Origin of the sequence: Methylobacterium sp. J-067 (genome assembly GCF_022829465.1) — a bacterium.
Taxonomy (GTDB): Bacteria; Pseudomonadota; Alphaproteobacteria; order Rhizobiales; family Beijerinckiaceae; genus Methylobacterium; species Methylobacterium litchii.
Window position 1 is genome coordinate 66,597 of sequence record NZ_JAKSXZ010000027.1, and the last position, 25,587, is coordinate 92,183.

29 protein-coding genes are annotated in these 25,587 nt (G+C 68.6%); 16 read left to right on the forward strand and 13 right to left on the reverse strand.

The features are described from left to right. Positions 1-4: 4 nt before the first annotated feature. The gene (minD, locus tag MKK52_RS01870) at positions 5-820 is read left to right on the forward strand and encodes a septum site-determining protein MinD (RefSeq protein WP_243952051.1); all 816 of its coding nucleotides are present in this window, start codon (positions 5-7) and stop codon (positions 818-820) included. Beyond that, positions 817-1,137: a cell division topological specificity factor MinE gene (gene minE, locus MKK52_RS01875; protein ID WP_243952052.1), complete on the forward strand. Its 321-nt coding sequence runs from the start codon at positions 817-819 to the stop codon at positions 1,135-1,137. The genes minD and minE overlap by 4 nt, the downstream gene beginning before the upstream one ends. 35 nt (positions 1,138-1,172) lie before the next feature. Here minE and MKK52_RS01880 read toward each other — a convergent pair whose 3' ends face one another. Continuing rightward, positions 1,173-2,576: a cytochrome P450 gene (locus MKK52_RS01880; protein ID WP_243952053.1), complete on the reverse strand. Its 1,404-nt coding sequence runs from the start codon at positions 2,574-2,576 to the stop codon at positions 1,173-1,175. A gap of 58 nt (positions 2,577-2,634) precedes the next feature. After that, positions 2,635-5,280, reverse strand: a complete 2,646-nt coding sequence (locus MKK52_RS01885; protein WP_243952054.1) for an ABC transporter ATP-binding protein — start codon at positions 5,278-5,280, stop codon at positions 2,635-2,637. A 263-nt stretch (positions 5,281-5,543) separates the two neighbouring features. On the opposite strand from MKK52_RS01885, the gene typA reads away from it, so the two are divergent. Further along, the gene (gene typA / locus MKK52_RS01890; RefSeq protein ID WP_243952055.1) at positions 5,544-7,361 is read left to right on the forward strand and encodes a translational GTPase TypA; all 1,818 of its coding nucleotides are present in this window, start codon (positions 5,544-5,546) and stop codon (positions 7,359-7,361) included. Between the two features lie 46 nt (positions 7,362-7,407). Here the strand turns inward: typA and MKK52_RS01895 are convergent, their stop codons facing one another. From MKK52_RS01895 to cysK, 4 genes are all read right to left on the reverse strand, one after another. Next, the gene (locus tag MKK52_RS01895) at positions 7,408-7,551 is read right to left on the reverse strand and encodes a hypothetical protein (RefSeq protein WP_243952056.1); all 144 of its coding nucleotides are present in this window, start codon (positions 7,549-7,551) and stop codon (positions 7,408-7,410) included. Next, a complete protein-coding gene (locus tag MKK52_RS01900; protein ID WP_243952057.1) occupies positions 7,541-7,858 on the reverse strand; it encodes a hypothetical protein in 318 nt (105 codons plus the stop codon). Before MKK52_RS01900 ends, MKK52_RS01895 begins: the two co-directional genes overlap by 11 nt. Then, complete coding sequence (locus MKK52_RS01905; RefSeq protein WP_243952058.1) at positions 7,858-8,175, reverse strand: hypothetical protein; 318 nt, start codon at positions 8,173-8,175, stop codon at positions 7,858-7,860. Before MKK52_RS01905 ends, MKK52_RS01900 begins: the two co-directional genes overlap by 1 nt. 94 nt (positions 8,176-8,269) lie before the next feature. Then, positions 8,270-9,244 carry a cysteine synthase A gene (gene cysK / locus MKK52_RS01910; RefSeq protein ID WP_243952059.1) on the reverse strand — a complete coding sequence of 325 codons (975 nt, stop codon included), beginning with the start codon at positions 9,242-9,244 and terminating at the stop codon, positions 8,270-8,272. A 237-nt stretch (positions 9,245-9,481) separates the two neighbouring features. Between cysK and MKK52_RS01915 the strand changes: the two genes are divergently transcribed. Then, on the forward strand, positions 9,482-10,126 hold the full coding sequence (locus tag MKK52_RS01915) for a TAXI family TRAP transporter solute-binding subunit (RefSeq protein WP_279597581.1): 645 nt from the start codon (positions 9,482-9,484) through the stop codon (positions 10,124-10,126). Continuing rightward, complete coding sequence (locus MKK52_RS26835; RefSeq protein WP_279597582.1) at positions 10,114-10,419, forward strand: TAXI family TRAP transporter solute-binding subunit; 306 nt, start codon at positions 10,114-10,116, stop codon at positions 10,417-10,419. Before MKK52_RS01915 ends, MKK52_RS26835 begins: the two co-directional genes overlap by 13 nt. On the opposite strand, the gene MKK52_RS01920 is transcribed toward MKK52_RS26835, so the two are convergent. Next, positions 10,416-10,952 (reverse strand): GcrA family cell cycle regulator, encoded by a 537-nt coding sequence (locus MKK52_RS01920; protein ID WP_243952060.1) that lies wholly within the window; start codon positions 10,950-10,952, stop codon positions 10,416-10,418. The genes MKK52_RS26835 and MKK52_RS01920 overlap by 4 nt on opposite strands. A 347-nt stretch (positions 10,953-11,299) precedes the next feature. Here MKK52_RS01920 and MKK52_RS01925 point away from each other — a divergent pair, with 347 nt between their 5' ends. Next, entirely contained in the window at positions 11,300-12,490 is a 1,191-nt protein-coding gene (locus tag MKK52_RS01925; protein WP_243952061.1) for a patatin-like phospholipase family protein, read from the forward strand. A gap of 23 nt (positions 12,491-12,513) precedes the next feature. Here the strand turns inward: MKK52_RS01925 and MKK52_RS01930 are convergent, their stop codons facing one another. Further along, positions 12,514-12,642 carry a TFIIS helical bundle-like domain containing protein gene (locus MKK52_RS01930; RefSeq protein WP_243952062.1) on the reverse strand — a complete coding sequence of 43 codons (129 nt, stop codon included), beginning with the start codon at positions 12,640-12,642 and terminating at the stop codon, positions 12,514-12,516. A 93-nt stretch (positions 12,643-12,735) separates the two neighbouring features. Between MKK52_RS01930 and MKK52_RS01935 the strand changes: the two genes are divergently transcribed. Then, positions 12,736-13,359, forward strand: a complete 624-nt coding sequence (locus MKK52_RS01935) for an NAD(P)H-dependent oxidoreductase (protein ID WP_243952063.1) — start codon at positions 12,736-12,738, stop codon at positions 13,357-13,359. Then, positions 13,356-14,555 carry a lytic murein transglycosylase gene (locus MKK52_RS01940; protein ID WP_243952064.1) on the forward strand — a complete coding sequence of 400 codons (1,200 nt, stop codon included), beginning with the start codon at positions 13,356-13,358 and terminating at the stop codon, positions 14,553-14,555. Before MKK52_RS01935 ends, MKK52_RS01940 begins: the two co-directional genes overlap by 4 nt. On the opposite strand, the gene MKK52_RS01945 is transcribed toward MKK52_RS01940, so the two are convergent. Further along, a complete protein-coding gene (locus MKK52_RS01945) occupies positions 14,552-15,229 on the reverse strand; it encodes a metallophosphoesterase family protein (protein ID WP_243952065.1) in 678 nt (225 codons plus the stop codon). The two genes, MKK52_RS01940 and MKK52_RS01945, sit on opposite strands and share 4 nt — an antisense overlap. Positions 15,230-15,290: 61 nt before the next feature. Further along, positions 15,291-15,842, reverse strand: coding sequence for a pilus assembly protein N-terminal domain-containing protein (locus tag MKK52_RS01950; RefSeq protein ID WP_243952066.1), 552 nt, complete (start codon positions 15,840-15,842; stop codon positions 15,291-15,293). A 288-nt stretch (positions 15,843-16,130) separates the two neighbouring features. Between MKK52_RS01950 and MKK52_RS01955 the strand changes: the two genes are divergently transcribed. From MKK52_RS01955 to MKK52_RS01965, 3 genes are all read left to right on the forward strand, one after another. After that, on the forward strand, positions 16,131-16,295 hold the full coding sequence (locus MKK52_RS01955) for a Flp family type IVb pilin (RefSeq protein WP_243952067.1): 165 nt from the start codon (positions 16,131-16,133) through the stop codon (positions 16,293-16,295). Between the two features lie 111 nt (positions 16,296-16,406). Then, positions 16,407-16,931, forward strand: coding sequence for a prepilin peptidase (locus MKK52_RS01960; protein WP_409564603.1), 525 nt, complete (start codon positions 16,407-16,409; stop codon positions 16,929-16,931). A 53-nt stretch (positions 16,932-16,984) separates the two neighbouring features. Beyond that, positions 16,985-17,719 carry a M48 family metallopeptidase gene (locus tag MKK52_RS01965; RefSeq protein ID WP_243952068.1) on the forward strand — a complete coding sequence of 245 codons (735 nt, stop codon included), beginning with the start codon at positions 16,985-16,987 and terminating at the stop codon, positions 17,717-17,719. Positions 17,720-17,722: 3 nt separating this feature from the next. Here the strand turns inward: MKK52_RS01965 and MKK52_RS01970 are convergent, their stop codons facing one another. Then, positions 17,723-18,097, reverse strand: a complete 375-nt coding sequence (locus MKK52_RS01970) for a hypothetical protein (RefSeq protein WP_243952069.1) — start codon at positions 18,095-18,097, stop codon at positions 17,723-17,725. Positions 18,098-18,354: 257 nt separating this feature from the next. Here MKK52_RS01970 and MKK52_RS01975 point away from each other — a divergent pair, with 257 nt between their 5' ends. The 4 genes from MKK52_RS01975 (at position 18,355) to MKK52_RS27080 (ending at position 22,856) form a co-directional block, all read left to right on the forward strand. Further along, positions 18,355-18,816 (forward strand): invasion associated locus B family protein, encoded by a 462-nt coding sequence (locus MKK52_RS01975; RefSeq protein WP_243952077.1) that lies wholly within the window; start codon positions 18,355-18,357, stop codon positions 18,814-18,816. Between the two features lie 23 nt (positions 18,817-18,839). Further along, entirely contained in the window at positions 18,840-19,457 is a 618-nt protein-coding gene (locus tag MKK52_RS01980) for a hypothetical protein (RefSeq protein ID WP_243952070.1), read from the forward strand. A 100-nt stretch (positions 19,458-19,557) separates the two neighbouring features. Then, positions 19,558-21,306: a glycosyltransferase gene (locus tag MKK52_RS01985; RefSeq protein ID WP_313898721.1), complete on the forward strand. Its 1,749-nt coding sequence runs from the start codon at positions 19,558-19,560 to the stop codon at positions 21,304-21,306. Beyond that, on the forward strand, positions 21,303-22,856 hold the full coding sequence (locus MKK52_RS27080; RefSeq protein ID WP_243952071.1) for a glycosyltransferase: 1,554 nt from the start codon (positions 21,303-21,305) through the stop codon (positions 22,854-22,856). The genes MKK52_RS01985 and MKK52_RS27080 overlap by 4 nt, the downstream gene beginning before the upstream one ends. Positions 22,857-22,859: 3 nt before the next feature. Here the strand turns inward: MKK52_RS27080 and purC are convergent, their stop codons facing one another. Next, positions 22,860-23,654 carry a phosphoribosylaminoimidazolesuccinocarboxamide synthase gene (purC, locus tag MKK52_RS01995; RefSeq protein WP_238205833.1) on the reverse strand — a complete coding sequence of 265 codons (795 nt, stop codon included), beginning with the start codon at positions 23,652-23,654 and terminating at the stop codon, positions 22,860-22,862. A 174-nt stretch (positions 23,655-23,828) separates the two neighbouring features. Further along, positions 23,829-24,563 carry an endonuclease III gene (gene nth / locus MKK52_RS02000; RefSeq protein WP_409564604.1) on the reverse strand — a complete coding sequence of 245 codons (735 nt, stop codon included), beginning with the start codon at positions 24,561-24,563 and terminating at the stop codon, positions 23,829-23,831. A gap of 20 nt (positions 24,564-24,583) precedes the next feature. Here nth and MKK52_RS02005 point away from each other — a divergent pair, with 20 nt between their 5' ends. Next, entirely contained in the window at positions 24,584-25,105 is a 522-nt protein-coding gene (locus MKK52_RS02005) for a DUF2244 domain-containing protein (RefSeq protein WP_243952072.1), read from the forward strand. Positions 25,106-25,587: the final 482 nt, after the last annotated feature.

Consider the following 25,587-nt stretch of genomic DNA (forward strand, 5'->3'; position numbering starts at 1 on the left):
ACGCGTGGCAAAGGTTCTCGTCGTCACATCGGGCAAGGGCGGCGTCGGCAAGACGACGACCACCGCTGCCCTCGGAGCGGCCCTCGCGCAGGGTGGCCAGAGCGTGTGCGTCGTCGATTTCGACGTCGGCCTGCGTAACCTCGACCTCGTCATGGGGGCCGAGCGCCGGGTGGTCTACGATCTCATCAACGTCGTGAACGGGGACGCCAAGCTCCCGCAGGCCCTCATCAAGGACAAGCGCCTCGAAGGTCTGCACCTGCTCCCGGCCTCTCAGACCCGCGACAAGGATGCCCTGACCGACGAGGGCGTGGCCCGCGTCATGGACGAGCTTCGCGCGAAGTTCGACTGGGTGGTCTGCGACTCGCCGGCCGGCATCGAGCGCGGCGCCCAGCTCGCCATGCACCATGCCGACGTCGCCATCGTCGTCACGAACCCCGAGGTCTCCTCGGTGCGCGACTCCGACCGGATCATCGGCCTGCTCGACTCCAAGACGGCCAAGGCCGAGCGCGGCGAGGAGATGGAGAAGCACCTGATCCTCACCCGCTACGACCCGACCCGCGCCGACCGGGGCGACATGCTGAAGACCGAGGACGTGCTCGAGATCCTCTCGATCCCGCTGCTCGCGATCATCCCGGAAAGCCAGGAAGTGCTCCGCGCCTCCAACGTCGGCTGCCCTGTGACGCTCAACAACCCCCTCTGCGCCCCGGCCCGCGCCTACGCCGACGCGGCCAAGCGGCTCCGGGGCGAGGACGTGCCGATGGTGCTCCCCACCGAGCGCAAGTCCTTCCTCGACAAGCTCTTCATGCGGAGGGCGGCATGAGCATCCTTGGGATCTTCCAGAAGCGCACGTCGAGCGCGGTCGCTCGCGACCGGCTCCAGCTGATCCTCGCCCATGAACGCGCCGAATCCGGTCGCCCGGACCTCGTGATCCAGCTCCGCGAGGAGATCCTGGCGGTGATCGCCAACCATGTCGCGGTGGAGCCCGACAAGGTGAAGGTCACACTGGAGCGCGGCGCGGGTGTCTCGACGCTCGGCCTCGACATCGAGCTTCCCCTCGGTGCCTCGGCCAAGCTCGACGCGAAGCTCGCGAACAAGCTCGCCGAAGTCGCCAAGCAGAGCACGAAGAAGGCGGCATAAGCCTCCGCGCCCCCTCCCCTCGCGGGGGAGGGGCGTCAATCGCGCGAATGCAGCCTGAAAGCCCCCGGGTTTTCGGGCTGCGTCGTCACGACCGCCGCCGGCAGGATCGGCGTGTCGTCGACCTTCTCGATGCGGAAGGCGGCGCAGAGGCGGGCGAGCGCCAGAACCGCCTCGCTCAGCGCGAATTGCGCGCCGATGCAGACGCGCGGACCCGCGCCGAACGGCAGGTAGCTGAACCGCGCCGGGGCCGGGCGGCCGGGCAGGAAGCGGTTTGGGTCGAACGCATCCGGATCGTCCCAGAGCTTGCGGTGCCGGTGCAGCACCCAGGGGCTGACGATGACGATGTCTTCCTTGCGGATCGCATGGCCCGCCGCCACGTCCGCCGCAAGCGCCCGCCGCACCACCACGAAGGCCGCCGGATAGAGCCGCAGCGTCTCGTCGATCACCGCGCGGGTCAGCTGCAGGCGTCCGTCCGCATGGCTGCCGGTCGGGTCGGTCAGGTCGGCCGCGCGCGCCTCGGCGGCGACGCGCTCCTGCACCTCAGGGAACAGCGCCAGCATGTAGCTCGCCCAGAACAGCGTGCCCGCCGTGGTCTCGTGGCCCGCGAGGATCATGGTCGCGACCTGATCGCGCAATTCGCGGAGGGTGAACGGCTCCCCCGTCTCCGGGCTGCGCGCGGCGACCAGCAGGTCGAGGAGGTCGCCCCTATGGTTCGCGGCCTCTTCGGCGCGGGCCGCGATTAGGGAGTCGAGGAACGGGATCCAGCGCCGCCGGAAGCGGGCGCGGGGCCAATCGAGCGGCGCGGGCCAGCCCGGCGGCATCAGCACGTCGAGGACGTGCGGGCGGCCGATCCGCTCGCTGTATTCCGCGATGAAGGCGCGCAGGGCCGGCCCCTGCCGGTCCATCCCCACGGAGAACATCGAGCGGCCGGCGATGTCGAGGGCCAGGCTGTGGAAGGCACCGAACAGGTCGATGGGCCCTTCCGCCGCCCGGGGGCGCAGGGCGGCGATCCCGTCGATCACCGCCCGGTCGATATGCGGCACGAGCCCGTCGATGGCGCGGGGCGTGAAGGCCGGGGCAAGCGTCCGCCGCTGGTGGCGCCACGCGGAACCCTCGCTGATGAGGAGCCCGTCGCCGAGGATCGGCCGGAGAATGCGCGTGGTGCCGACGGTGCGGGCGTAATTCGCTTGGTTCTCCACGAGGACGCGGCGGATCGCATCCGGGTCGCTGAAGATGAAGCTGGAGCGGCCGAGCAGCCCGCGACGGGTGACGGTTTCCTCGAAGGCGGCCTTGGGGAAGCCGATCAGGCCGTTGTCGCGGATCGAGCGCAGATAGGCCGGCAGGGAGAGGTCGCGCGCGGGCGGCTCCCGGCGCGGTGGCACCATCCGCGGCGCACGCTCGGCGGCCTCGCGGCCAGTGGGGGCGGCTTCCATCGGCATCGTGTCCATCAGGGCGAGGGTGATGGCTGAGGCGGGCGCGAGAGTAAACGCCCGCGAGTCATTCGGCCGCGTTTCGCAGCGGCTCGGCCGTCTGCTCCACGCGCAGGGTGTCGGAGAACAGGGCCGTCTCCGCGTCACCGGAAACGGAGGCGATGACGCTCGCGCGCGGCGCGATGTCCTCCACCACCTTCAACAGCGTGGCGGCCCCGCCTTCGAGATGGTCGGTAACGCGGTCCACCACGAGGATTTCCGGCTGGCGCAGCAAGGCGCGCGTCAGGCCGAGGCGCACCCGCACCCGTTCGGGCAGCAGGATTCCGCGATTGCCGACCTGCCGTTCGAGGCCCCGGCGGCGGATGCCGTTCTCAAGGTCGAACTCGCGGCAGACGGCCAGCACCTCGCGCTGGATGATCTCCTCGCCGTGCATCCGCGCCGTGTCGATGCGGCCGAACAGGACGTTGTCGAGCACGCTGGCGCGGGGATTAATGCGGGTGGGGTCGTAGGTTTCGATGTCGCAATTCTCCTCCCCGTTCATCGCGTCCTGCACGATGCCCCGCGCTCCGACGATCCGCGCCTTGAGGATCGGGTCGAGGAGGCCGAAGCGCATGCGCGGCTCGATATAGGCGAGCGCCAGGGCCAGGAACGCTTCGCTGTCCTTCTCGGTGAGGCGGCCGGTCGCGGCGAGGCGGGTGAGCCGGGCGTCGTAATCCGGCACCATCTCCGGCGTGATGAGGGAGAAGCGCCGGAACAGCGGATGGCCGGGGGGCACGTCCTTGAAGATCTCGCTGAGGTTCCGGGCGATCTCGACGCCCATCCGGTCGAGGTCTTCGAGCAGCCGAGCCCGCGCCAGCGCCATGCGGAAGGGCGGCAACGCCGCCAGCCGCAGCGGCTCGGTCAGCGCGGGATCGCGCGGGACACCGAACAGCAGGTTCTCGCCGAGGGTGGCCTGCTCGTTGTAGGCGCCGCGCGAAAACGGGATCACGAGCCCCGCCAAGCCCTGCCGCTCGAAATGCTCGCGCAGGTGCTCGCGGGCGCCGATGACGCGCTGCCCGACCTCCGAATCGTGGCTCACCGAACTCAGGGCGCCGAGCCCGTAGCGGTAGAGATCGTCGCCGAGACCCAACCGGGTCAGGATGTCCACGAGACGCGCGTCGAGCCCGTCCGCATCCCCGACGCCCAGGGCGTCGTAGTCGATCCAGGGGTCGCAGATGCTGTCGAGGGGGTTGCCGGTCTGGATCGCCTCGCGGATCCGCTGCTTCGTGAAATCGAGCCGGCGGCTGGAGAGGGGTTTCACGCGCAGCCCGTAGAGCAGGTTGTCGCGGATCGAGCCGGGGAACAGCACGGGCGTGATGCCGGCGAAGGCGACCCGCGACGAAAAGATCGAGCGCGGCAGCGTGGCGAGGTCGTAGGGGCCGACCCGCATCGTCCCCCCGCGCGCGACCTGGAGCCCCGCGAGCACCAGGGCGAATTCCTGGGCGATGGGCCCCGGCGGGACCAGGGCGACCTTCGCGGGCAGGGCGATCTCGACGGTGCCGACATCGACGGCCGGGCCGCCGCGCGGATCGCGCAGGACGAGACCTTCGGTCGAGAGCGGCGAGCCCAGCGTCAGGCTCGGGCCGCCATCGTCCTGATAGGGCGTGAGGCGGTCGGGTCCGAAATGCGCGGCGACCGTCTCGTACTTCACCTCGACGTCCAGGCGCTGCTGATCCCAATCGATCAGCTCCTTCAGGGGAGGGGGCAGATCGCGATAGGCCGCGAGGACGGCGACCAGCTGGCCGATGTCGAGTTCACCCCTCAAAGCGAAGATGCCGCCGATGGCGTAGAACAGGAACGGCGTCACCTGCGCGAGCAGGTTGTTCAGGTACTTCACCGCGAACTTGCGCCGGTAGATCCGCAGACGCAGGTCGTACAGGGAGTAGAGGCGACCGCCGATCTCGGCCCGCTCCCACCGGCCAGTGTTGTTCAGCGTCACGGCGGGCAGGCCGTCGAGCACTTCGGCCACCCGCCCGGCAAAGGCGCGGGAGGCGATCTGCCGCTTGCGGCTCAACACGATGATCTGGCGCCGCAGACGGGGAATCACCGTCATCTGCACGCCGACCATCCCCCCGGCCACGAGGCCGAGCCAGACGTTCTGCATCAGGATGAAGGCCAGCGCGGTCAGGGCCTGCGTGCCGAGTTGGGCCGGCACCACGATGGCGTCACCGATGAAGGAGCCGATGGGCTCAACCTCGTCGCGGATGATCGTGGCGGTCTCGGAGGATTTGACCTCGCTCTGCGCCTCCGGGCTGAAGCGCAGCATCAGGGCGAAGAGCTGGAAGCGCAGTCGGCGCAGCATCCTCTCTCCGAGGATGCCCTTCTGCAGGTTGATCCAGAACTTGAAGGCCCCGTTCACGATCACGAGGCCGAGGAACAACAGCGACAGGCCGAGCAGCAATTCCAGGCGGTCCACCTGGAAGCCGTCGAACAGCTGCGTCCGCCCCCCGCCGAGGATGGCGGGCCAATCGACCTTGATCTCGAGGAACGTCGCCGTGTCCTGACCGTGCGCGAAGGCGCGGCCGGTGATGGCATCGTTGACGATGCGCTTCGGCAGATCGAGCGAGGCGAAATAGAACGGCAGCGACGCCAGCACGACCGCGCAGATCGCGATCTGATCCCGCTTCGAATGGCGCCAGATGTAGGAGAACAGCCGCGGCTCGAGCTCGCGCATGACGTCCTTCTCGTCGGTGGGCTGCGCGACACCCGTACGCTGACCGCGACGCGCCCTATTTATAGCGCAACTCCGGGTCGTCGCGTGCCGAACCGCATGCCTCCCCCGCGAAAACCCGCCCGTTTCGCTGCGTGGGCTTGCCGTAAGCGGTGTGTCTCTCTATTGCAGCGCAACCGCCACACATCTGCCCATGGCCCGGGGCGGACGACATGATGTCGTCCGGTGCTCCGTCACAGCCAGGGCCACCGAGCGTGAACCCGGCCATGGACCTGCGCAACATCGCCATCATCGCCCACGTCGACCACGGGAAAACCACCCTGGTCGACAAGCTGCTGCAGCAGTCCGGCACCTTCCGCGAAAACCAGCGCGTCGAAGAACGCGCCATGGATTCGAACGACCTGGAGAAGGAACGGGGCATCACCATCCTGGCCAAGGCGACCTCGGTCGTCTGGAAGGATACCCGCGTCAACGTGGTGGACACCCCCGGCCACGCCGACTTCGGCGGCGAGGTGGAGCGCATCCTCTCGATGGTCGACGGCGTGATCGTGCTGGTCGACGCCGCCGAGGGGCCGATGCCGCAGACCAAGTTCGTGGTCGGCAAGGCCCTCAAGATCGGCTTGCGCCCCATCGTGGCGGTGAACAAGGTCGACCGGCCGGATGCCCGCATCAACGAGGTCGTGAACGAGGTGTTCGACCTCTTCGCCGCCCTCGACGCCACCGACGAGCAGCTCGACTTCCCGATTCTCTACGGGTCCGGCCGCAACGGCTGGATGGGCCTGTCGCCGGAGGCCGACCCGTCCGAGGGCCTCGCCCCGCTGTTCGACCTCGTGCTGAAGCATGTGCCGCCTGCTAAGACCGAGCCCGGCCCGTTCCGGATGCTCGGCACCCTGCTCGAAGCCAACCCGTTCCTCGGCCGCATCATCACCGGACGCATCGCCTCCGGCACGGTGAAGCCGAACCAGTCGATCAAGGTGCTCGACCGCGAGGGCAAGGTCGTGGAGACCGGCCGCGTCTCGAAGATCCTGGCCTTCCGCGGCCTGGAGCGCGCCCCCATCGACGTGGGCGAAGCGGGCGACATCGTTTCCATCGCGGGCCTCGTGAAGGGCACCGTGGCCGACACGTTCTGCGATCCGTCGATCAGCGACCCGATCCAGGCCCAGCCGATCGACCCGCCGACCGTCACCATGTCGTTCATCGTGAACGATTCGCCGCTCGCCGGCACCGAGGGTGACAAGGTCACGAGCCGCATGATCCGCGACCGCTTGTTCAAGGAGGCCGAGGGCAACGTCACGCTCAAGATCGAGGAAGCCGCCGACAAGGATTCGTTCTACGTCTCCGGCCGCGGCGAATTGCAGCTCGCCATCCTCATCGAGACCATGCGCCGCGAGGGCTTCGAGATCGCCGTGTCGCGTCCGCGCGTGGTGTTCGAGAAAGACGAGGCCGGCGAGCTTCTGGAGCCCGTCGAGGAAGTCGTGATCGACGTGGACGAGGAGCACTCGGGCGTCGTCGTCCAGAAGATGTCCGAGCGGAAGGCCGAGATGATCGAGATGCGGCCGTCGGGCGGTGATCGCCTGCGCCTCGTCTTCCACGCCCCGACCCGTGGCCTCATCGGCTACCAGGGCGAGCTGATGACCGACACGCGCGGCACGGCAATCATGAACCGTCTGTTCAAGGCCTACGAGCCCTTCAAGGGCGAGATCCCCGGCCGCCGCAACGGCGTGCTGATCTCGAACGACAAGGGCGAGGCCGTTGCCTACGCCATGTGGAACCTGGAAGATCGCGGCCCGATGATGATCGAGCCCGGCTCCAAGGTGTATCAGGGCATGATCGTCGGCGAGCACAACCGCGAGAACGATCTCGAGGTGAACGTGCTCAAGGGCAAGAAGCTCACCAACATCCGCACCACGTCGAAGGACGAGGCGGTGCGCCTGACCCCGCCGATCCGCATGACGCTGGAGAAGTCGCTCGCCTGGATCCAGGACGACGAGCTGATGGAAGTCACGCCGAAGTCCATCCGTCTGCGCAAGACGGTCCTCGATCCGAACGACCGCAAGCGCGCCGAGCGCTCCAAGGAAGCCTGAGTGACAAAAACCCCCGAAGCGCCGAGCGCTCCGGGGGTTTTTTCGATCAGCTGCCGCCGGGGTCGGTCTCGCCCTTCTGGCCCTTCGGGCCTTCGCCCGGCTTCCCGCTCGTCTTCTCGTTCGGGTCCTTCACCGCGTCGGGGGCGGTGTTCTTCGGACGGTCTTCCGACGTTTCTCGTTCACTGTTCATCGCCGTCTCTCCTCTCCGCTCGGGAATGGCCTCCGGCTACCTTCTCGCCGACCTCGGGACCGCGCGAGGCTGTCTGATCGGAATGCCCGCCGGACGAGCCGCCGATGGCCGGCGGGGACGCACCCGCCGCGCCGCCGCTCATGTCCTTCTGACGGTCCGATTCGTCCTTGCCGCCGCTGCCCATGCCGGTGATCTCGGCCTGCTGCGCGGCCTGATGGCCGCCACCGGCCGGTGCCGAGCCGGATGAGCCGACCTTGTCGTCGGGCTTGCGGGTGACGGTGCCGGACTCGCTGGTCTCGCGCGACATCAACGCTTCCCGTCGTCCTGGCCGACCGAGGCGGTCGCCCGGTCGATGGCCTCGGACGTGGACGTGCTCTCGCCGCGCAGGCGGCGCAGGTTCTCCGGCGGGGTCTCCGCTTCGGTGGCGTCGGTGGCGTCCTCGCCGGGCGTGCCCGAGGCGATGCGGGCGGTTTCGGACTCACCCGAGGGATCGCTCTTCAGGTCGGCCTGCGTCCGCTGCGGGAGGCCCACATCCAGGGGCGAATCCTGCCCCAGATCCTGACCGTTGCGGTCGGCGTAGGCGTCGAAGTCCTTGAGCGATTGACGCTGATTGGTGTCCGCCATGATGGCCTCTCACGTGTTCCTGATATGCGGGACAACGGGGCCGGCGGATGATCGTTGCGGCCCGGCGCGGAGCACCGGGCCACAGAGAGACGGACTAGCCGATCCCGTCGAACAGCGCCGACGAGATGTACCGCTCGGCGAAGGAGCAGGCGATCGTCACGATGCGCTTACCCCGGAATTCCGGCCGCTTGGCCAGTTCGAGGGCCGCCGCGACGTTGCCGCCGGTCGAGATGCCGCCGGGGATACCTTCCAGCTTGGCGAGGGCGCGGGCCGTTTCGAACGCGGTGTCGTTCGAGACCTTGAGCACGCCGTCGAGGACGTCGATATGCAGGTTCTCGGGGATGAAGCCGGCGCCGATGCCCTGGATCTTGTGCGGGCCGGGCTGGCCGCCGGAGATGACCGGCGAATCCACCGGCTCCACCGCGAAGACCTTAAGATCGGGCAGGCGGGGCTTCAGCACCTCGGAGACGCCGGTGATCGTGCCGCCGGTGCCGACGCCGGCCACGAAGGCATCGAGCTTGCCGTTCGTGTCGACCCAGATCTCCTCCGCCGTGGTGCGGCGGTGGATGTCCGGGTTGGCTGGGTTCGAGAATTGCTGCGGCATCACCGCGCCGGGGATCTCGCGCAGAAGCTCCTCGGCCTTGGCGATGGCGCCCTTCATGCCCTGCGCACCGGGGGTGAGGGCGAGCTCGGCGCCGAGGAAGGCGAGCATCTTGCGCCGCTCGATCGACATCGTCTCCGGCATCACCAGGATCAGCCGGTAGCCCCGCGCGGCGGCGGTGAAGGCCAGCGCGATGCCGGTGTTGCCGGAGGTCGGCTCCACTAGTGTGCCGCCGGGCTGCAGCTTGCCCGAGGCTTCGAGCGCATCGATCATGTTGACCCCGATGCGGTCCTTGATGCTCGCGATCGGGTTGAAGAATTCGAGCTTCAGGAGAATCTCGGCATCGACGCCATGCTCCTTGGGCAGGCGGTTCAGTTTCACGAGCGGCGTGTTGCCGATGGTCTCGGTGATCGAACCGTAGATGCGACCGTGGCCGACCTTGGCCGGCGCGTTGAGGGAATCGGCCATCGCGTGCTTCCTGTCTGCGTTCCTACCGATGTCGGATGCGAAAGCCCCATGCCAAGGGGTAAGGAGCTTTCGCATCCGCGCCGGGGCTTGCGATAGACGCTCGCTTTGGTTCGGGCAATCGCCTTAAGTGTCTTGTCCGCCAAATCATTTTATCTTGGCCGCGGATTACGCGGCGCCATGGAAGAAACGGTTTTGCTGCTGCAGAGTCGGTAGAAAATCCTTCTTGTGAGGTTGGTCATGATCCACCCCACCCGCCGAACCGGCCTCGCCCTGCTGACGGCCCTCGCGGTGTCTCCGGCACGGGCCGGGGTGTTGCGCGTCACGCTCGCCACCGCCACTCCCGGCGGCGGCTTCCCAGCCTTCGGCGATGCCTTCGCCGCTGCGCTTCACGCGGTGGAGCCCGACCTCGTGATCGAGACCCGGCCCAGTGGCGGCTCGGCCGAGAATCTTGGACTGCTTTCGCGGGGCGAAGTCGATCTCGCCCTGGTCCAGGGCGCCTATGCCTATCCCGCCCTCGACCGGGGCGACGGCCTAACCGTGCTGGCGCCGATGTACGCGACCCCCGGCCTGTTCGTCCTGCGGGCCGATTCCCCGTTGCGATCGGTCGCCGACCTGCGGGGTAAGCCGGTGGCGCTGGGCACGCACAATTCGGGGCTTACGGTGATGGGCCGCGCGGTACTCGCCGCCTCCGGCCTCGATCCCGAGCGAGACATTCGCCCGATCCTCCTCGACCATGCCGGGGATGGCCCGGCCATGGTGCTCGACGGGCGGGTGTCGCCCTCTGGGGTGGGGGGATCGGCTGGCCGGGCTTCGTCGCCGTGGCCAAGGCGCCCGTCGGCGCGCGTTTCATCGGCCCGACCGAGGAGGCCATGGCGGAAGTGATCGCGAAGGACCCGGCTCTGCGTCGCCTCACCGTGCCGGCCGGGAGCTTTCCGGGGCAAGACAGCCCGGTCGCGACCGTCGGGTCATGGAGTCTCATTCTGGCCCGGCCGGGCTTCCCGCCCGAGACCGCCTACCGGATCGTCAGCGCCCTGGCGAAGGCCAACCGCGAGATGCGCTCCCACCATCCGCAGGGCGTCGAGAGCGATCCACGCGGGCTCGACGGGCTCGTGTCGCCGGCCGCGCTCAACGAGGGGACGCGCCGCTACCTCGCCGAGGCGAGGTCAGAACGCTAGCGGAAACCGGCCGCGCGGCGGTCGCGCTTCCGCTCGGTCGCCGGCTGGTAGGCGATCTCGGCGTGGTGCGTGCAGTAGGGCAGGCCGGTGATGGACCGGGCGCCGCAGAAGCGGAATTCCGGCGTGGTCGGATCGCCGAGCGGCCAGCGGCACATGGATTCGCGCAGATCCATGATCGTGACCCGCTGGGACACGGCGATGGCGGCCGGCTCCGAGGCCGACGCGGCCACGGGAACGGGCGCTGCGGCCTGCGGGAATTCCGGGGCGGGGCGATGCGAGACGACGACGGCTGGCTCGGGCGCGGCCGCCACGATGGCCGGCTTCTCGGCCTCGGCGGGTTTCAGGGCGACGATGGGCGTGTCCTCACCGGACTTTACCCGACCGGCCAGCCCGAGACGGTGGACTTTTCCGATGACGGCATTGCGCGTCACCCCGCCAAGCTGCGCAGCGATCTTGCTGGCGCTCTGGCCGTCCTCCCACAGGCGGCGGAGCAGCGCGACGCGCTCTTCCGTCCAGCTAAGGCCCGCTTCCATCGTCCCCCCTCCGACCCCTCGCCCAGCGGCGCACGCGACGCGTCCGAGCCGGCCAGCGGAAGCCGGGCCAGTGCGACACCGTGTCTCTCCGAGCCGTCCCCTAGACCCTACGACGCCGTTCGCAGCCGTTGCAAGGGCGGCGGACCCACGCTTTTCGGGCGCCATCGGGGCTGTCCACCGACAAGACTCAGTCGGAGTGCAGGGGCACGGGGGATCGTGTCCGCACTGCAACATTGGTGTTTTAAGCCGAACTTGGCCTTTACGGCGGGAACGTGAAACGGCCAAGCTCGTTCCCACATAGTGATTGCGTCGCTCAGCAAGCGAGCCGGCCGTTCGGGACGAGGACGATGGGTAAGGTTCGGACCGGGCTGCGCATCGCCGCCGCCCTCGGTTTGGCGGCGCAGATGGCGGCATGCGGCTCCGTGCCACGTACCGCCTACACCGCACAGGAGGCCGCCGACGCGACCGTGCCGGGCATCCCCGATGCGCGCGTCTTCGCCGATGCCTCCTTCGACACGATCGCGCGCCTGTCGAGCGTTCCGCAGCGGAAGCAGGATCGCTTCACCTACCTCGCCCTGTCGGGCGGCGGTGGGGACGGTGCCTATGGCGCGGGTGTGTTGAACGGCTGGACCGCATCCGGCACCCGGCCCGAGTTCAGCCTCGTCTCCGGCGTGTCGACGGGGGCGCTGATCGCGCCCTTCGCCTTCCTCGGCTCGGCCTACGATTCCTATCTCACCGAGTTCTACACGAGCGGCGTGGCCGAGACCCTGGTCGCGCAGCCGAGCATCACGAGCGTACTGTTCGGCTCGGGCCTGTTCGGTGACGGGCGCTTGCGCGACCTGATCGGGCGCTACGTGTCGAACGACCTGCTCGACGCCATCGCCGCCGAACATGCGAAGGGCCGCCGCCTCCTCGTGGTGACGACAAACCTCGACTCGCAGCGTGCCGTGATCTGGAACATGGGCGCCATCGCATCGAGCAACGTGCCGAACCGGCTCGACCTGTTCCGCGATGTGCTCGCCGCCTCGGCCAGCATCCCGGCGGTGTTCCCGCCGCAATTCATCGACGTGAGCGCCGGCCCGTCGCAGTTTAAGGAAATGCATGTCGACGGGTCGGTGGTGACGCCGGTCTTCACCCTGCCGCAGAGCCTGCTGCTGCGCGACGGCAAGCTGCCCACCACGGGTAAGGGCCAGATCTTCGTGGTGATCAATGGCCGGCTGGAGCCCGATTTCGAGGTGACGCAGGACAACACCCTGGCCATCGTCGGCCGGTCCTTCACGACGGCGAGCCGGGCGCGGTCTCGCGCGGCGCTGGCCGCCACCTATGCCCTGGCCCGCACCAACAACATCGGCTTCAACCTGACCTACGTCGATGAGTCGGGGCCTAAGGCGCCAACCGCGCAGGGCTTCAACACCGCCTATATGCGCAGCCTCTACCAGAACGGGTTCGATAAGGCCCGCACCGGGAACCTGTGGGAACACACCGTGCCCGCCGCGCCCATCGTGAAGACGCAGATCGCACAGACGTTGAACCGCTAGGGTGCCCGGCGCGGGCGCTGGGCTTACTTCCGCAGGATCTTCGTGACGAGACGGCCGATGGGCGACGCGGTGCTCGCGTTGCGATCATCGCGGACGACCTGCCGGTCTTCGTTGCCGAGGAGCTTGGTGACGATTCGTCCGATAAGGCTCATCCGGGTGTCCTCTCGCATCATGCGCCAAAACGGCGCAGCTTGCGGTTCAACGGGCGACGGCGGCGCCCTGTTCCGCGTCATGCGCCCCTCGCCATGACGAAGGGCCCTGCGCCGATGCAGGTTCTGGTCCTCGACGGGCACCCGGACGCCGGGCGACTGGTGACGCATCTCCTCGATCGCTACGAAGCCGCCCTCGATGGCGCGCATGTCGAGCGTGTCGCCCTGCGCGACCTTGCATTCTCGCCGAATCTGCGCCGGGGCTATGCCAAGGAGCAGCCTTGGGAGCCCGATCTGGCGCGGCTCGCCGGGCTGCTGGACGCATGCGATCACGTGGTCGTCGCCTTCCCCCTCTGGTGGGGCGGCGAGCCAGCCCTGGTGAAGGGTCTCGTCGACCGGCTGCTGTTGCCGGGCTTCGCGTTCCGGTACCATCGCGACGATCCGTTCTGGGATCGGCTGATGGTCGGGCGGTCGGCCGACCTCATCGTCACGATGGATACGCCGCCCTGGTATCTGCGCCTTGTCTACGGCGATCCGGTGGGGCGGCGGTGGCGGCGGCAGATCCTCGGCTTCTGTGGCTTCCACCCCGTCCGCATCCTCCGCCTCGGCCCGACGCGGCAGGGCGGAACCGCCAGGCGGCTCGCGGCCTGGGACGAGCGCGTATCCCACTTGGCCCGCTCGGCGGCAGGTTTGAAGCGCGGGCGCAAACGAGAGGCATGAGACCAGCCGTGACGTTCCGTTCGACCCTGCTGGCGGCGCTCCTCCTCGTGGGCCCGGCCCATGCCGAACCCTGCATCGAGGCCCTTGTCGGGCCGGCGGCGGAGGCCGGCGTGCCGCGCGACCTCGCCCAGGCGCAGCTCGGCACGCTCACCCCCGATCCCGCGGTGCTGGCGGCGACGCAAGACCAGGCCGAGTTCACGAAGCCGGTCTGGGCCTATGTCGAAGCCTCCGTCACGCCGGAGAAGATCGCCGAGGGCCAGCGCAAGCTGCAGCAATGGTCGGGCGCCCTTGATGCCATCGAGGCCCGCTACGGCGTGGATCGCTATACGCTCGTGGCATTCTGGGGCGTGGAATCGAGCTACGGCGCCGTGCTCGATGACCTCACCGTCGTCCGCCCGGCGATCCTCTCCCTCGCGACGCTCGCCTGCGGCGACCCGGGGCGGCCGGATTATTGGAAGGCCGAGTTGATCGCCGCCCTGAAGATCCTCGCGGCCGGCGATGCGACGCCGGAGCGGCTGACCGGCTCTTGGGCGGGCGCGCTCGGCAACACGCAGTTCATGCCGAGCGTGTTCCTCTCGCGGGCGGTGGATTTCGACGGCGACGGGCGCCGCGACCTCTGGGGCTCGGTGCCCGATTCCTTGGCCTCGACGGCGAACTTCCTGGTGGCCGAAGGCTGGAAGACCGGCGAGCGCTGGGGCAGCGAGGCGACACTTCCGCCCGATTTCAATCTTGCCCTGGCGGACGAGACCACGGCCCGCACCCTGGCGGAATGGCGTGACCTCGGCGTGCGCCCGGTTCGCGACGACGGGCTGAAGGACGAGAACAGGGCGACGCTGTTCCTGCCCACGGGCGCGCGCGGCCCGGCCTTCCTGCTGTTGCCGAACTTCGCGGTCATCCTACGCTACAACACGTCCTTCTCCTACGCGCTCACGGTGGCGCATCTCTCGGACCGCCTGCGCGGCCTGCCGGGCTTCGGGCGTGATTGGCCGCGCGGCGACAGGATGCTCGGGGCCGACGAGCGCCGCGATCTCCAGACGCTCCTGACGGCGCAGGGCCACCCGGTCGGCACCGTAGACGGCAAGATCGGGCCCCGCACGCGGGCGGCCCTGCGTGCCTTCCAGTCCTCCGCCGGCCTGCCGCCCGATGGCTATGCCGACGCGACGATGCTCGACACGCTCCGGTCGAAGACGCGCTAGGGATCAGGTCGGACCTGGAGGATGGATTCGGCCGGCCCGGCGGCGTCCGTGAAGACGCCAGCCGTCAGCGCGCCGCCATAGACCGCCGCCGTGTCGAGATTGGTGCGGTAGCGCCGCTGCTCCGGCCGACCGTTCCGCTGCGGCGTGTGGCCGTGGACGACGTGCCGGCCGAAATCATGCTCCCCGTCGAGGAAGCTGTCACGGATCCAGATGCGGTCGTGCGGGTCGCTCTCCGGTGCCGGAACGCCCGGCCTCAGCCCGGCATGGACGTACCAGTGCCGGGCATCAGAATGCAGGGTCGGCAGGCCCTCGATCCAATCCAGGATAGGGCGGGGCAGATCCGCCACCTCGCGCGCGCCGAACGATTCGAGCGTGGCCTCACCGCCGTTCGCCAGCCAATGCAGCGCGGAGTCCTCGGTGGTGAGGGAGTCGAGCAGCATCCGCTCGTGATTGCCCATCAGGCAGGTGACCTGATCGGGCTCCGCCCACTGCAGGCGGCTGATCGTGCGCAGCACCGCCGCCGAGTCCGGCCCCCGGTCGATGTAATCGCCGAGAAAGACGAGCCGCCGCTCGCGACCATCCGCATGGGCCTCGATGCGTTCGAGAAGCGCGTCGAGGAGGTCGTTACACCCGTGAATGTCGCCGATGGCGTACGTGAGAACCGTCGAATGCATCAGCTGTTGTCCACGGGCGTGGGACGCTGTGCAAGACGGTGGAAGCGCTCAGTTGTCCGCTTCAGGGGGACGTTATCGCGCCCATGCCGCCGCCGCCGCCGCCGCCCACGCCGGTTCCCTGCGAGGTCGCGCCGACGCCGCCACCGCTGGAGGCCAGGGCGCGCCGCTTGTCGGCCTGCCCGCTGGTGGGGTCGAAGTATTTGGCGGCGTCGCCGAGCTGCGCCGAGGGCTGGCAGTTCGGCGTGCAGGACAGCGACTCGCGGTCCATCCCGCGCTGGACGGTGATCGTCGCCTCGCGGGACGCCTCGACGCGGATCATCGTTTCGGCGATCAGCGCGCCGGCACTGTCCAGGGCGATGAGGTTGGTGGACCCGAAGCTCTTGCCGGTGAGGATCAGCACGCCGTTCTTCTGCGGCGTCACCTCGGCGATGAACGGATTGCCGACCACGACCGTCTGCGTCTTCTCCGGCAGGCGGATCACCTTCGCGTTGTCGACGATCACCGTCACCACCGGCAACGCCTCGGGCTGGGCGGCGGAGACGACGCCCGGCAGAAGGCTCACCACGGTGAAGGCGACGCCGAACAAGCCGGCCGACGAAGGGGTGCGACGCATAGAAACATGCCCGTACAAGGCGCGCGGCGAGACCGAGCCCCTTAAGCAAGCACGAAACTGGTAAACACTTCCCTAAAAGCTATACCGGTCTTCCTGCTTATACTGCTGAGCTTTGCCTGTTTTTCAGATCAACTTTTCTTGAAGCCGTGTGAAATGTGTCACCTGCTCTCGTGGTTGTGAGATCCGTTTAACTCAATTTCAAGGCGTGCTGGCCAGTGTGAGGGAGCCGCCGATCGAGGCGTAACACTTCGTCGGTCAATTCGCTTCTTTCGAAATGGGACCTTCATCATGAAGAGCATCGTCAAGCGCTTCGCCGGCGACGAATCCGGCGCCACCGCCATCGAGTACGGCATGATCGCCGCCCTCATCGCCGTCGTCATCATCGGCACGCTGAAGGTGATCGGCACGCAGCTGAACGCGAAGTTCACCTCCATCTCGGCTCAGCTTCAGTAATCGGTTAACCGATCTACTCCGATCCGCGGCACGGCGAGTGACTGTCTCGTCCCGAGAGGGACGGGGCGGGAGCTCACCGTGCCGGAGCCGTTCGGACCGACACCGGGGTACATGATGAGCGGAACCGTCATCGCCGAATTCGGCCTGCTGGTGCTGTTCCCGTTCCTGATGGCCTATGCCGCAGCGAGCGACCTGCTCACCATGCTCATACCGAACCGGATTTCGCTGGCGCTGGTCGCCGGCTTCGCCGTGCTTGCGGCGAGCGGATTGATGAGCCCCGCCGAGATCGGCCTGCATGTCGGCGCCGCCGCCCTCGTCCTGACGGCGACCTTCACCCTCTTCGCCCTGAACATCATCGGCGGCGGGGATGCCAAGCTCGCAGCCGCGACGGCCCTGTGGCTCGGCTTCGACGGGTTGATCGATTATCTCCTGGCGGCCTCCGTCCTCGGCGGCTTGCTGACGCTGGCCTTGCTTGCCGCGCGCTCGCACCCGCTACCGAATCCGCTGGCCCGGCTGCCCTTCGCGCTGCACCTGCACGACCGCAAGACCGGTGTGCCCTACGGCATCGCTCTGGCCGCCGCCGCCCTGCTCGTCCTGCCCGAGACCTCGGTGTGGACCGCCCTGGCCGGCGCCTGAGGCAAATGGCCAAGGATCTGGAGCCAGCGCCTCGGCACCGCTAAAAGGGGCCCATGCCCCTCGCATTCCTGCGACGCCCCGATCCGGATCACCTCGACGTCCACCACGAGGGCGCGCTGCTGCGCGTCGCCCTGCGTCGGCGGGACGCCGCCCGCCGCATCACCCTGCGCGTGTCCGCCGCGACCGGGGAGGCCGTCATCACCCTGCCGCCGCGCATGGCGGTCAGCACCGCCCAGCGCTTCGCCGCGAGCCACGCCGGCTGGATCGCCGCGCGCCTCGCCCGGGTGCCGGAGCGCATCTCCTTCGAGCCCGGCGCCGAGATCCCGATCCGGGGCGAGCCGCACCGGCTCGTCCTGCGCGGCGCCCGGGGCGGCACCGCGCGCTGGGGGGAGGAGGGGGGCGCCAAGGTGCTGTCCCTCGCCTGCGACGAGGCCCATTTTCCCCGCCGGGTCCGCGACGCCCTGATGCGCGCGGCCCGCGCCGACATCGAAGCCGCCATTGACCGCCATGCCGCGACCCTCGGCCAGCGCCCCGTGCGGATCACCCTGCGGGACACGCGCAGCCGCTGGGGCTCCTGCACCGCGCGGGGGGAATTGAACTTCTCGTGGCGCTTGATCCTCGCGCCGCCGATGGTGCTCGACTACCTCGTCGCGCACGAGATGGCGCATCTGCGCGAGATGAACCATTCCTCGCGCTTCTGGGCCGTGGCGCACCACCTCTGCGGCCATGTCGATGCCGCCGAGGCGTGGCTGAAGCGGAACGGCACCGAGCTGCACCGCTTCGGCTGAGGCTCAGCCCTTCACGCGCAGGACGCGGCGGGCCGTGACGACCTCCGCCGGCCAGACGGGGCGCGGGTTGACCTCGCCGGGATCCAGGGTGCGCGGCGCGGTGCTGTCGCAGATCTCGCGCTGGCGCAGGATCACCGGGTTTCCGAACTGGTCGTGACGCCGGATGATGCCGCCCTCCCGGCAATTGCCCGCCAGGGCGGCCGAGCCGCCGCGACGGCCATAGGGGTTCACCGCCACCGGGGGATGCTCGACGGTGAGCGCGTCGGAATGATTCAGTGAACGCTCGACATAGGTCGTCTCGCCCACGGGCAGGCTTTGGGCGCCGGCTTGGGCAAGGGTGGCGACGAGGACGGCGGCCGAGAGGACGGGAAGACGCATGACGGGGTTCCGAATTGTGGCGGGCGCAGGGGCGTTCGCCACAATCTAGGCCATAAGCGGCCCGCCGGGTAGCCGGTGCCGCATCCATGCATGGGTCGCTCGCTTGACAGCGCGGGTGCCCGCATGGTCGGAACACCCTCGCTTACCGGGCCGCCGCCGTCAGGGCGCGGTCTCTCCGACAGGGTCAGATGGTGCCGTTCCTCGTGAGGCTCGATCGATTCCGGCATGCGGCTGCGCTGTCCGGGCTCCTCATCCTGATGTCGGTCCTGGCCGCCGCGCCCGCCGCCGCGCAGGGGACCGTCCGCAAGACGTTCGACGACTGGCAATTGCGCTGCGAGACGCCGGCTGGCGCCAAGGCCGAGCAATGCGCCCTCGTCCAGTATCTCGCCGCCGAGGATCGTCCGAACCTGACCCTGGTGGTCATCGTGCTCAAGACCGCCGACAACAGGGGCTACCTGCTGCGCGTCGTGGCGCCGCTCGGCGTCCTGCTGCCCTCCGGCCTCGGGCTGAAGATCGACCAGACGGATATCGGCCGCGCCGGCTTCGTCCGCTGCCTCACCACCGGCTGCGTCGCCGAGGTGGTGATGGATGGCGGCCTGATCCAGCAATTCAAGAACGGCTCGAAGGCGACCTTCATCGTCTTCCAGACGCCCGAGGAGGGCGTCGGCATTCCGCTCTCCATGAAGGGCTTCGCCGCCGGCTTCGACAGCCTCAAGTAAACCGCCTGTCCGGGTTCTCACACATGGTTGGACATCGGATCCGTCTTCTCGGCCTCCTCGTCGCGGTAGGCTTTGCGGTCTCCCCGGCTTCGGCGCAGGAGGAGGGCAACGTCTTCTCGAACATCTTCAAGTACGGCGGCACGACGGTTCCCCCGTCACAGCCGAAGGAGACGGAGGCGGCGTATTGCCCGAACGTCGATGTGATGGAGGGCGGCGCGGCCCTGCGGATCATGGCCGGCGGCAACGTGCGCACGCAGATCAGCCTGGGGCGCCTCGCTCGCGAATGCGCCCGCCGGGAAGACGGCTCGGTCGTGGTGAAGGTCGGCGTCGAGGCACGCGTGTTGCTCGGGCCCGCCGGTGCTCCGGGCCGGTTCGACGTGCCCGTCAGCTTCTCGATCAAGCATGACGAAAAGACCGTGATGACCCGCACCGCCCGCACCGATGCCGAGATCGGCAAGGGTGAGGCGCAGGGCTTCGCGCAGATCGTCGTCGACGATCTCGTCGTTCCGCCCGCCCTGTCGCAGGATTACGAGATCGAGGTCGGGCTCGGCGCCGCCAAGGCGACGACCGCCAAGGCGAAGCCCCGCCGCAAGCCGGCTGCCGCCGCCGCACCGGCCGGCGGAGGCGACGCTGCCCAGTGAGCCGCGCGCACAGCCGGTCGCCTTCCGCCTCGAACCGAGCGGCGATCCTGTCTTCGACTCGCGGCTGATTCTGCCCGGCCGCTCCGGCGGCTGGTTCGTTTTGAGCTTCTCGGCCGATCCCCTCGCGCCGCCCCGCCGCCCGGTGCTGCGCATCACCTGCGCCGGGGGTGAGGAGCAGATGATCGTCTGTCCCGGCCCGGCCTTGGGCCGCGCGCAGTGGATCGGGCTGATCCCGGAGGACGCGACGCAAATCCTTCTCGCCGCCGCTCCCGGCGCGAGGCTCGACCGGGTAGAGCGTCGCAGCGAGGCGAGCGTTCTGCTGGCCTGCGCGGCGAGGAAGCCGGGGAATGCCCTGGCCGCCCTGTGGGCCCGGGCGAAGGGTCAATCGCGCCGTTATCGGGATATTGTACGCGGCGGCGTGGCCGTGACCCGGCGACGGCATTTCGCGGCCTGGGCCGCCACGCGGCGTGTGCCCTACGAAGGTCCGGTGCCCAGTCTCACGATCCGCTGCATCGTTCTCGCGCATGGCGCCGCACCCGAGGCTGTGGAACGCACCCTCGCGTCGGTGCGTGCGCAAACCCTGGCGGCCGAGATGGTGGTTCTCACCGATGCGTTGGTGGGCAGCCCTTCGGACCTTCTGTCGGATGCGGCGGCGCTTTGCGTCCTGCATGCCGGCGACGCCCTCGAACCGGAGGCCTTCGCCCTTCTTGCTGCGAGTTTAGGCGATGCCGATCTCGCCTACGCCGACGAGGTGGACGCCGATGGCACGCCGCGCCTGAAACCCGATTGGAGCCCCGACCTTGCCAGGGCGACGGGCTATGTCGGTCGCGTCGCCCTCGTCTCGCGCGCGCTGATCGAACGTCTCCCGAACGAGCCGCTGGGTTCGGTCGCGCAGGCAGCGGATACCCTCGGTCGCCTCGTGGCTGAAGCCTGTCGGCGCGCCGTCCATTGCCCACGCCCTCTAGCGACCGTTGCTGCCTCACCATCTTATCCCGCGCGCGAACTGGTATGGCCGCTCCCCGACCCCGCGCCCCTCGCCAGCGTGATCATCCCCTCCCGCGACCGGCTCGACCTCATCTCCACGGTCAGTCGCGGCCTGCTTGAGGCGACGGACTATCCCGCCATCGAGCTGATCGTGGTCGATAACGGCTCCACCGATCCCGCCGTCCTCGCTTTCTACGAGGAACTGAAGCGCGATTCGCGCGTGCGGATCGTCAGCTTCCCGCAGCCTTTCAACTTCTCGGCGATGGTCAATGCGGGGGTGGCGGCTGCCGCGGGACAGGTCGTCGTGCTGCTCAACAACGACATCGGCGTGCGGGGGCCGGGCTGGCTCAACGCGATGGTCCGTCAAGCGATCCGGCCGGAGGTCGGGGCGGTCGGGGCCAAGCTGCTGTTCGGCGACGGCAGGCTGCAACATGCCGGCGTCGTAGTCGGCCTCGCGGGGCGGGCGGGCCACATCCTGCGGCGGCGTCCGGCCGACACGCCGGGGCATCTCGGGCGCCTGCGCGTCGCGCACGAAGTCTCGGCGGTGACGGCGGCCTGCCTCGTGGTCTCCCGCGACAAGTATCTCGCGGTGGGCGGCTTCGATGCCGAGGCCTTCCCCATCGACTTCAATGACGTCGATTTCTGCCTGCGCCTCAGCGCGAAGGGCTGGAAGACGATCTGGACGCCGGAGGCGGAGCTCTTCCACTTCGAGTCCGTGAGCCGAGGCCCGTCGGTCGGCGTCAAGCGCGAGCGCTTCGAACGCGAGGCGGCGCTGTTCACCGCCCGATGGCTCGACGTGATCCGGCACGATCCCTTCTACCATCCGGTTCTGTCGCTCACGACGTTCGGCGAGGACTTGGAGTGAGTCGCCCCGATCCGACAGGCGGCGCCTTCCTCGGGGACGGCCCCAAGCCTTCGCTCCGCGCCCTCGCAGCCGAATTGCTGCGCCAGCCTCGCGCGACCCTCGACATCCTCGCTGCCCGCCTCACCGGCAAGCGATTGCGCGCGCGCCAGCGCCTCGCGGCGCTCGTCGGGATCGACCATCGCCTCGCCCTCCCGTCTTACGCGATGAATCGCGCGACCGAAGAGCCGCCGGGGGAGGGGAGTTTCACCCTCGTCGGCAGCGGGACGCTCCTGCGCGGAGCCTCCGAACGGATCGCCCGCGCCTTCGCGGAAAACCCGACGCTTCAGGCGATCTATGGTGACGGTCTGGTGCAAAGGCGAGCCGGCGGCCCGGCCCATCCCGTCTTGCCGCCGGCCTTCGACCCGGATCTCCTGATGGCGGTCGATTATCTCGGCCCGCTGGCCCTGCGCCGTAATGCTCTCGACCCAGTGTCCAGCCCCATCGCGGCGGCTCTGGCGATCGCGGAGAGGTATGGCGTCGAAGCGATCGGCCTTCTGCCGGGCCTGCTCTACATTCGTCGCCCCGGCGACGGCGCCTCCACCGACCGCCTAACCGCCGCACGCCAGCACCTCGACCGCACCGGCCGCGAAGACGCGACCGTGATGATGGACGCGAATGGGATCGTCCGCGTCACCCATCCCCTCGCGGAGACGCCCCTAGTCAGCGTCATCGTCCCGACCCGCGACAGGCTCGATCTCCTCCGACCCTGCCTCGACGCCCTGCGCTGCCGCACCGTCTGGCCGAGGCTGGAAATCCTCGTTTGCGACAACGACAGCCGCGAGCCGGAGACCCTGGCCTATCTCGAAACCCTCACGGGGGAGGGGAGGGGGGTTGTCGTGCCCTGTCCCGGCCCGTTCAATTTCGCCGCGATGAACAACGCGGCGGCGGCTAGGGCGCGCGGCAAACTCCTCGTCTTCATGAACAACGACGTCGAGGCGTTCCGCGCGGATTGGCTTGTGGCGATGGCCCGCCATGCCCTGCGGCCCGGTGTCGGCGCGGTGGGGGCCAAGCTCCTCGATGGGGGGGGCCGCATCCAGCACGGTGGAATCGTCCTCGGCACGGGCGGCCTCGTCACGCACGCTCACCGCCACTTCCCCGGCGACGCGCCGGGCTACCTTTCGACCCTGCGCGCGGCGCACCGGGTCTCGGCGGTGACGGCCGCCTGCCTGATGGTCGAGGCCGAAAAGTTCAGGGCGGTCGGCGGCTTCGAGGCGGAGACCTTCGCCGTCGACTTCAACGACGTTGACCTGTGCCTGCGTCTCAACGCGGCCGGCTACCAGACGGTGATGGCCCCCGAGGCCGTGCTCCATCACCGCGAGGCGGCGAGCCGGCGCTGGACGGAGGAGGCGCGCGCCCGCCATGAGCGTGAGGTCGCGGCCTTCAAAAAGCGATGGGGGCCGCTGCTAGTGCAGGACCCCCATTACAACGCAGGCTTCGAGCGCTACCTGTCGACCCATGCGAGGCTCGCCAGGGACTTCCCGCGGGCCGGCGCGATCCGCCGACCCGCCTGACCTTCACTGCACGAGGCGCGGGCCGCCCATCTGCACCTTCTCGTTCTCGGCCATGATGCCGAGGCGCTTGGCGACCTCGGTATAGGCTTCGATGAGCCCACCCAGGTCCTTGCGGAACCGGTCCTTGTCGAGCTTGTCGGAGGACTTGATGTCCCAGAGGCGGCAGGAATCGGGGGAGATCTCGTCAGCCACGACGATGCGCATCATGTCGCCTTCCCAGAGCCGGCCGGTCTCCATCTTGAAGTCCACCAGACGGATGCCGACGCCGAGGAAGAGGCCGGACAGGAAGTCGTTGACGCGGATCGCCAGCGCCATGATGTCGTCGATCTCCTGGGGCGTCGCCCAGCCGAACGCGGTGATGTGCTCCTCCGATACCATCGGGTCGTTGAGCTGGTCGTTCTTGTAATAGAATTCGATGATCGAGCGCGGCAGCTGCGTGCCTTCCTCGAGGCCGAGGCGGGTTGCCAGCGAACCGGCCGCGACGTTGCGGACGACCACTTCGAGGGGGATGATCTCGACTTCCCGGATCAGCTGCTCGCGCATGTTCAGCCGCCGGATGAAGTGCGTGGGCACCCCGATGTCATTGAGGTTCTGAAAGACGAATTCCGAGATTCGGTTGTTCAGAACGCCCTTGCCGTCGATGACTTCGTGCTTCTTCGCGTTGAACGCGGTCGCGTCATCCTTGAAGTGCTGGATGAGGGTGCCCGGCTCCGGCCCCTCGTAGAGGACCTTCGCCTTGCCCTCGTAGATGCGACGGCGGCGGTTCATGGGCGTATACCGTGGTTTGAGGAAGTCCATGGCCGGGGCTCCTGGGTAGCGCGACGAGTGAAGCGGGATCCACGGCGCGGCGACCGGACGTTTGGTCGTGCAGCCGAAGGCCCCTCGGAGGGGTCCGGCGGCCACATCGAAACTACCCGAAGCGGACTGGTAGCACAACGCGTTAGCCCCCCGCGCCGCGCGGCGGCAGGGCTGTCACGCGGTCTTGGCCGGATAGCGGCAGAGATCGCGGATCCGGCAGGAGGGGCAATCGGGCTTGCGCGCTTTGCACACGTAGCGGCCGTGCAGGATCAGCCAGTGATGCGCGTGTAGCAGGTAGGGCTCCGGGACGATGGCTTCCAGCTTCGCCTGGACCTTGTCGGTGTTGGAGGCCAGCGCGAGGGGAATGCGGTTGGCGACGCGGAAGATATGGGTGTCGACCGCGATTCGCGGGACGCCGAAGGCCACGTTCAGCACGACGCTCGCCGTCTTCGCCCCGACGCCGGGCAGGACCTGCAATGCCTCGAGGCTCGCCGGCACCTCGCCCCCGTGCTCCTCGATGAGGATTCGGGACAGGGCGATGACGTTCTTCGCCTTGGTGTTGAACAGGCCGATGGTGCGGATGAAATGGCGCACATTCTCCTCGCCGAGCGCCAGCATCGCCTGGGGCGTATCCGCCACCGTGAAGAGCGGCCCGGTCGCGAGGTTCACGCCCTTGTCGGTCGCCTGTGCGGAGAGCACCACCGCGACGAGCAGCGTGTAGGGGTTCGTGTAGCGCAGATCGCTCTTCGGCTCGGGATTCGCCTCTCTGAGGCGCCGGAAGATCTCCTCCACGCTCGCCGCATCGACCGGCTCCGGCGCAGCCACCGCATGGCCGTCGAGGGCCGGTGTGGGGAGGCGGGTCGCGAGCCGTCCACGTGCGGTGGCGGCGGACGGCTTTCTGGCGGGCATTCGCGCGTTATATCTGTGGGATGGCGAGCTACAATCCTTCAGTCCATCCGGACGGGCTCGATCCGGATAGCTTCGACCGGCCCGTCTTCACGGCGACCATCCGGCCGCACCAGAGCCTGAGCCGAACCGGCTTCCGCGTGGTCATGGCCGGGCTGTGCCTGGTCTCGTTCGCCGTGTCGGTTTGGGCGTGGCGGATGGGCTTCTGGCCAATCGCCGGCTTCTTCGGCCTCGACATGCTGGGCATCTACCTCGCCCTCAAGGTCAGCTTCCGGCGCGGCGCCTCCTTCGAGGAGGTGATGATCTCGCAGATCGAGATCCTGCTCGCCCGCGTTAGCCACCGGGGCGAGCGGCGGGAATGGCGCTTCAATCCCCTCTGGACCAAAATCGTCTCGGTCGATGACGACGAGTTCGGGCTTCAGCGCCTCACCCTCGTGTCGCGCCGGCAGGAGGTCGCCGTCGCCCGCGATGCTGGCCCCGAAGAACGCGCGCGGATCGCAGACGGCTTGAGCCGGGCATTGGCCGACATCAAGAAGGGCCGCTGAGGGGCTGGAACGGCCGTCACGCGGCCGTCACTGACTTCTAGCAGAAAAATCGACGGTCCTCGAAAAAGGCGGTTGACGCCGCCGGGGACGATGGGTATACTCCTGTTCATCGGCGCCGGCGGCGGACGCGAACCGGACGCTGAACGGTCTGTCGCTGGTGCTGCTGATGTGGCGCTGAGGTAGGCAACCTTACCGAACAATCGAGCGGGACGTGCCTGGCGGTGGTTTAAGCCGGGTGTGGGTCGGTTCGTGAGTTTCGTAAGGATGAGGTCTCCGCCACCGGGTGTGAGGCTTCGGCTCTTTGACATTGTGATATGAGGAAGGGAGACGCGGACGGCGTACTCGACTGTCCTTGCGGATCTGGCTTTTGCTGGATCGTGAGAGACGAGACGCTGATCTGTTGGATCTCCTTTTGAGCTCACCGGACCTTTCGCTGTGAAGCGATTGCGTTCGATGTGAGGCTCCGTCTGAGATTTATACGT

Excerpts from the sequence above, each read along its gene's own strand:
- minE (WP_243952052.1), top strand. The coding sequence starts at position 817 with ATGAGCATCCTTGGGATCTTCCAGAAGCGCACGTCGAGCGCGGTCGCT.
- MKK52_RS01880 (WP_243952053.1), bottom strand. The coding sequence starts at position 2,576 with ATGCCGATGGAAGCCGCCCCCACTGGCCGCGAGGCCGCCGAGCGTGCG.
- MKK52_RS01885 (WP_243952054.1), bottom strand. The coding sequence starts at position 5,280 with ATGCGCGAGCTCGAGCCGCGGCTGTTCTCCTACATCTGGCGCCATTCG.
- typA (WP_243952055.1), top strand. The coding sequence starts at position 5,544 with ATGGACCTGCGCAACATCGCCATCATCGCCCACGTCGACCACGGGAAA.
- MKK52_RS01895 (WP_243952056.1), bottom strand. The coding sequence starts at position 7,551 with ATGAACAGTGAACGAGAAACGTCGGAAGACCGTCCGAAGAACACCGCC.
- MKK52_RS01900 (WP_243952057.1), bottom strand. The coding sequence starts at position 7,858 with ATGTCGCGCGAGACCAGCGAGTCCGGCACCGTCACCCGCAAGCCCGAC.
- MKK52_RS01905 (WP_243952058.1), bottom strand. The coding sequence starts at position 8,175 with ATGGCGGACACCAATCAGCGTCAATCGCTCAAGGACTTCGACGCCTAC.
- cysK (WP_243952059.1), bottom strand. The coding sequence starts at position 9,244 with ATGGCCGATTCCCTCAACGCGCCGGCCAAGGTCGGCCACGGTCGCATC.
- MKK52_RS01915 (WP_279597581.1), top strand. The coding sequence starts at position 9,482 with ATGATCCACCCCACCCGCCGAACCGGCCTCGCCCTGCTGACGGCCCTC.
- MKK52_RS26835 (WP_279597582.1), top strand. The coding sequence starts at position 10,114 with ATGGCGGAAGTGATCGCGAAGGACCCGGCTCTGCGTCGCCTCACCGTG.
- MKK52_RS01920 (WP_243952060.1), bottom strand. The coding sequence starts at position 10,952 with ATGGAAGCGGGCCTTAGCTGGACGGAAGAGCGCGTCGCGCTGCTCCGC.
- MKK52_RS01925 (WP_243952061.1), top strand. The coding sequence starts at position 11,300 with ATGGGTAAGGTTCGGACCGGGCTGCGCATCGCCGCCGCCCTCGGTTTG.
- MKK52_RS01930 (WP_243952062.1), bottom strand. The coding sequence starts at position 12,642 with ATGAGCCTTATCGGACGAATCGTCACCAAGCTCCTCGGCAACGAAGAC.
- MKK52_RS01935 (WP_243952063.1), top strand. The coding sequence starts at position 12,736 with ATGACGAAGGGCCCTGCGCCGATGCAGGTTCTGGTCCTCGACGGGCAC.
- MKK52_RS01940 (WP_243952064.1), top strand. The coding sequence starts at position 13,356 with ATGAGACCAGCCGTGACGTTCCGTTCGACCCTGCTGGCGGCGCTCCTC.
- MKK52_RS01945 (WP_243952065.1), bottom strand. The coding sequence starts at position 15,229 with ATGCATTCGACGGTTCTCACGTACGCCATCGGCGACATTCACGGGTGT.
- MKK52_RS01950 (WP_243952066.1), bottom strand. The coding sequence starts at position 15,842 with ATGCGTCGCACCCCTTCGTCGGCCGGCTTGTTCGGCGTCGCCTTCACC.
- MKK52_RS01955 (WP_243952067.1), top strand. The coding sequence starts at position 16,131 with ATGAAGAGCATCGTCAAGCGCTTCGCCGGCGACGAATCCGGCGCCACC.
- MKK52_RS01960 (WP_409564603.1), top strand. The coding sequence starts at position 16,407 with ATGATGAGCGGAACCGTCATCGCCGAATTCGGCCTGCTGGTGCTGTTC.
- MKK52_RS01965 (WP_243952068.1), top strand. The coding sequence starts at position 16,985 with ATGCCCCTCGCATTCCTGCGACGCCCCGATCCGGATCACCTCGACGTC.
- MKK52_RS01970 (WP_243952069.1), bottom strand. The coding sequence starts at position 18,097 with ATGCGTCTTCCCGTCCTCTCGGCCGCCGTCCTCGTCGCCACCCTTGCC.
- MKK52_RS01975 (WP_243952077.1), top strand. The coding sequence starts at position 18,355 with ATGTCGGTCCTGGCCGCCGCGCCCGCCGCCGCGCAGGGGACCGTCCGC.
- MKK52_RS01980 (WP_243952070.1), top strand. The coding sequence starts at position 18,840 with ATGGTTGGACATCGGATCCGTCTTCTCGGCCTCCTCGTCGCGGTAGGC.
- purC (WP_238205833.1), bottom strand. The coding sequence starts at position 23,654 with ATGGACTTCCTCAAACCACGGTATACGCCCATGAACCGCCGCCGTCGC.
- nth (WP_409564604.1), bottom strand. The coding sequence starts at position 24,563 with ATGCCCGCCAGAAAGCCGTCCGCCGCCACCGCACGTGGACGGCTCGCG.
- MKK52_RS02005 (WP_243952072.1), top strand. The coding sequence starts at position 24,584 with ATGGCGAGCTACAATCCTTCAGTCCATCCGGACGGGCTCGATCCGGAT.